1 protein-coding gene is annotated in these 4132 nt (G+C 38.5%); it reads left to right on the top strand.

What is annotated here, in order from left to right:
- Positions 1-29: 29 nt before the first annotated feature.
- The gene (locus DNK85_RS11860) at positions 30-4103 is read left to right on the top strand and encodes a calcium-binding protein (RefSeq protein WP_119329061.1); all 4074 of its coding nucleotides are present in this window, start codon (positions 30-32) and stop codon (positions 4101-4103) included.
- Positions 4104-4132: the final 29 nt, after the last annotated feature.

Raw genomic sequence — 4132 nt, 5'->3', positions numbered from 1 at the left:
GTTAGTGTCCTGTAGTGTGACTTTATGCAATGCCAAATAGTGAGTACTTTTTCTATCCCGAATATTTAGGTGATGATGAAGAGTGTGATGATAAAGAGGATTCAGAGGATAAAATTGATGATGAGGTTAATAATGATTTCAACGCCGCAGCCAATGTGATACCGCGACACATGGATCCAATGATTTTTGACTTAGATGGTGATGGTGTTGAAACAGTTACTGCTGATGGCAATGTACTATTTGATCACAATGGTGATGGGGTGAAATATGCCTCAGGTTGGGTTGGTGCTGATGATGCGTTACTGGTACATGATTTGGATCAAAATGGACAGATTGATAATGGATTAGAGTTATTTGGGGACAATACCGTTAAAGCAAATGGAGAGAAAGCCACAGATGGTTTTGATGCGCTATCAGATTTGGACGATAATAACGATGGTATTTTTGATAAGAATGATACAGCATTTGATGAGCTTAGATTATGGCAAGATAGCAATCAAGATGGTGTGGTGCAAGATGGTGAGCTTAAAAGCTTAGATGATGTAGGTGTTTTAAGCGTTGATTTAAATGCAACTAATGATGGCAGTGGCGCAACCGGTGGCGTGATTGCTAAGAAATCAACTTATAACACAGTCAATGGTGAGAGCTATATAGTTGCGGCTTTAGATTTTAATGCCAATTTATTCTATCGTGAATATCATGATGACTTTAATCATCAATTTGCTGATGAGCTTGAAGCAATAGATTTAGCTTTTAATATTAGGGGCTCAGGTGCCGTAAGAAATCTAAATCAAGCGGCGGTACTCAATCCAGACATTGTTAACGTTGTTCAAAGTATTACGCAAACCAATAGTTATCAACAGCGCAAAGGTTTATATCAGACGCTTGTCAGTACATGGGCACAATCAGCTGAAGGGTTTACTTCAGCCATTACAACTCTGGAAGGGCTAATATTCGAGTCAGGAGCGAAGATTAGTTTTGACATTAGTGATGAAACACGTCAGCGTTTAGAGAGGATTGCTGTACTTGAAGCATTTAATTTTAGTCATATGCTTGATTATGCCATCACTGAGGATGGAGTAAACTCAGAAATTAGAGTATCCATTGGTAATTGGTCAAATGTGATGAAGTTTAACAGTAATGAAGATTTAGTGTTAAATGATGCGATGTTTATAGGCTTTGTGCAGCAGGCAGAGTTTATTAAAAAAGCATATGATAAGTTATTAAAATCAATAGATAGATCTGCTTTTAAATCAATTAATCATCAGATGTTTCTAGATATGATTGAATTTAATCTGACTGATCAAGGAAGTGTGAAACTTGATTTTAGTCACATTTACAGTTACTTAAATGACCTTGCAAAAACAGATAGTACAAGAGTTTTACACACTATTTATGCTCTTTATGAATACACCCCATATTTAATTGATTTAGGGTTAGATGTTATATCAATATATCGTCAAAGCTTAGGGGAGATAGCAGCTTATCTGCCGGAGGATTTTTTAGCTGAAAGTTTGCAGCAGATTGATATGATGCTAAGTGACGGTAACTTTATGACAAATGCACAAACGTTATTGGGCTCTAGTGGTAATGACCGTATCTCAGTGCATGGAACTCAGTTGATATTAGCAGGTGATGGAGATGATATTGTCATAAGAGACCGTGGCACAGATGATCTTGGTTTGTTCACTGCGGTGGGATATCACTATATCGATGGGGGTAAAGGCAATGATAAGTTGTATGGCAATATTTATGATGATGTGTTGTTTGGTGGCGATGGCAACGACTACATAGATGCTGGCTTAGGTGATGACATAATCGATGGCGGTACAGGCGATGATTATTTATATGGTGGCACACATGGTAATGATACGATCTTTGGTGGCGATGGCAATGATTACATCGATGCTGGCTTAGGTGATGACATAATCGATGGCGGTACAGGCGATGATTATTTATATGGTGGCACACATGGTAATGATACGATCTTTGGTGGCGATGGCAACGATTACATCGATGCTGGTTTAGGCGATGATATAATTGATGGGGGTAAAGGCGATGATTATTTATATGGTGGCGTGCATGGTAATGATACGATCTTTGGTGGCGATGGGAATGATTATATAGCTTCTGGGGCCAGTGTCTATCAGTTCTATTATGAGGATTTTCATGGTTATTTAGGCGAAAATATTTTTCCTTACTGGAATATGATTACAGGCGGAAAGGGTGACGATGTTTTAGCTTCAGGCTATGCTAGGGATTCTGTGTTTATCTATCATATGGGCGATGGTAATGATATTTTGGTTAAAAACTCATGGGGGAGCATAAGGGATAATGAAATTATATGGAATTATCAGAAAAACCTTGGAGATGGATTACTATACAATAAAACCCTAGGTGCAGATGGTGTGATGCTTAATGATACTTTTAATGATGTTATACGCTTTGGTGAAAGTATTAGTGTCGAGGATGTCAGCATTAGAAGGATTGATTATGATTTGTTTTTAGATGTTGTAGACGGTGGTAGTATTCAGGTGGTAGGATTTTATAAGGAAGACGATGATTACGCTAACTTAAGTAAAGTATCTACTATTGAGTTTTCAGATGGCACGGTTTGGGATAGAAACAATGCTATTTTTAATGTGGAAGCTCAAGGTGTAAACTACATGGGAACAGAGAGTGACGAATATATTTCTGCTACGATTGCCGATGATACACTCCAAGGACTTGGCGGCAACGATGTGCTATATGGAAAACAAGGTAATGATATATTAGATGGTGGTCAAGGAGATGATCACTTAGAAGCTGGTGATGGTGATGATATTCTAATTGGTGGTAAGGATAATGATTTCCTACTTGGTGGATTAGGACACGATCGTTATATATTTGGAGGTGACTCTGGTGAGGATATGATTTATTACTATCACTATGCAGATGAATCTTCTACAGATAGCTCAATGACTTTGGTTTTTGAGGATGGTGTTCAGCTGCAAGATCTAGCAATAAATACTTGGCATAAATATTTAGCAGGTCAATGGCAACTGCAGGATTTAAAGTTAGCCTCTGAAGATTATAATATTTCAATTAGTTTAGATCGCTATTTTTATGATTTCAATGATAGTACGATGGGTTATTCTGTGCCGGTTTATCTTGAATTTAACAACGGCACCGATCGTTGGCAACTAACGCCACATAAAGCCATGAGCATGGAGGTCAATGGTGAGGAAAGGACCTTTCATAACAGTGTGACCTTAACACGCTTTGATGAGATTGAGCAGGTGAACTATATTCAAGGAATTGGCAAGCGTGAGTATTTGCAAGGCACTGAAGGTAACGATATTTTAGATGGAGGTGGAAATCATGATTATCTAACAGGTGGTTTAGGTGTTGATCGTTATGTGCTATCTAATCTTTCTTTCAATGATGATGTGATTGTTGCCGATGTGTTGAATGCTGAAGATGCTGTTTTGCTTAAAGACATTGCGATGGATGCACTGTATTTTCTACGTGAACAGGACGATCTTTCTATCATTGCATTCAATAGTGATTTTGAGCAAGCGGGTAGTTATCAAAATAATGGTAGCTTTTATCGCAGCAGTATCAAGCTTAGTGGTTATTTTGCTGGCTTAAGTGTTAAAACCATTATTGACAGCGCGGGTAATACGCATTCAATCGCAGAGCTATTAAATGATGAAAGTAAATATAGTGCCATTAATGATAGTTTACATCGCATAGGTAGCAGGGGTGATGACTATATCGAAACCTATGCAGGTAATGATGTCATTTATGCCAAAGCGGGTAATAACTGGGTTGATGCGGGTCAAGGGAATAATACCATTACAGCTGGAAGTGGTGATGATCGAATAGATGTTGGTGATGGTGATAACTTGATTAGGGCAGGGCATGGTGAGAATGATATAGAGACTGGCAATGGCAACAACAGTATTAGAACAGGAAAGGGCAATGACACTATCTATGTGAGTGAGGGTGATAATATCATTAAAGCAGGACATGGTGAAAATACCATTCAAGCAGGTAGTGGTGACAATCAAATCTATGCGGTCGAAGACAGAGCACCACGGGTGATACCCGTGGGTGAATGAGCCTTTCGGTGGTATTATGTTTGGATGAA

It is taken from the genome of Cysteiniphilum halobium (assembly GCF_003574425.1).
Classification (GTDB): Bacteria; Pseudomonadota; Gammaproteobacteria; order Francisellales; family Francisellaceae; genus Caedibacter; species Caedibacter halobius.
Note: the sequence above shows the minus strand (reverse complement) of the source record. Positions and strands in the feature narration are given on the sequence as shown.

Excerpts from the sequence above, each read along its gene's own strand:
- DNK85_RS11860 (WP_119329061.1), top strand. The coding sequence starts at position 30 with ATGCCAAATAGTGAGTACTTTTTCTATCCCGAATATTTAGGTGATGAT.